General features: G+C 50.1%; 1 protein-coding gene. It reads right to left on the bottom strand.

Going from position 1 to position 411, the window contains the following annotated elements:
- Positions 1 to 290 (bottom strand): hypothetical protein (locus EII29_RS11635; protein WP_233573341.1); only part of this gene is annotated, 290 nt, incomplete at its 3' end.
- Positions 291 to 411 lie beyond the last annotated feature (121 nt).

The following is a 411-nucleotide window of genomic DNA, read 5'->3' as shown; positions in this document are numbered from 1 at the left end:
CTAGGGAAGTTCCCATCACTTGAGCTTGGTACCAATGATCCGACTTTCGTGTATGTCACGGTCTCATTAACATCTGCTGAATCGGCATTCAGGTCAGTTACGACAGCTGTCTGCGCTTTATCAGCTACAGATCCCGACACCACTGGACTAACAACGGCATCAAAGGTTGTATCACCATTTGTCGCTGTCCAGGCGGTTGTTCCAGCACCACTCGTAATCACTTCACCAGTAACGTTATCGACAACGACGGTTCGTGTGAAGTTGACAGAATCAGTGTGCGGCTTGGCCACTACGTGTCCAGTCTGATCAACATAACTGACGGTCTCATGGACCGTCTTATCATAGTTGGTGCGAGTTGGCCACTTTGGTCCATCTGGTTCATCTGGATGGATTGGCGCTCCCGGTGTCTGT

This window comes from Leptotrichia sp. OH3620_COT-345, from assembly GCF_003932895.1.
Lineage (GTDB): Bacteria > Fusobacteriota > Fusobacteriia > Fusobacteriales > Leptotrichiaceae > Pseudoleptotrichia.
Note: the sequence above shows the minus strand (reverse complement) of the source record. Positions and strands in the feature narration are given on the sequence as shown.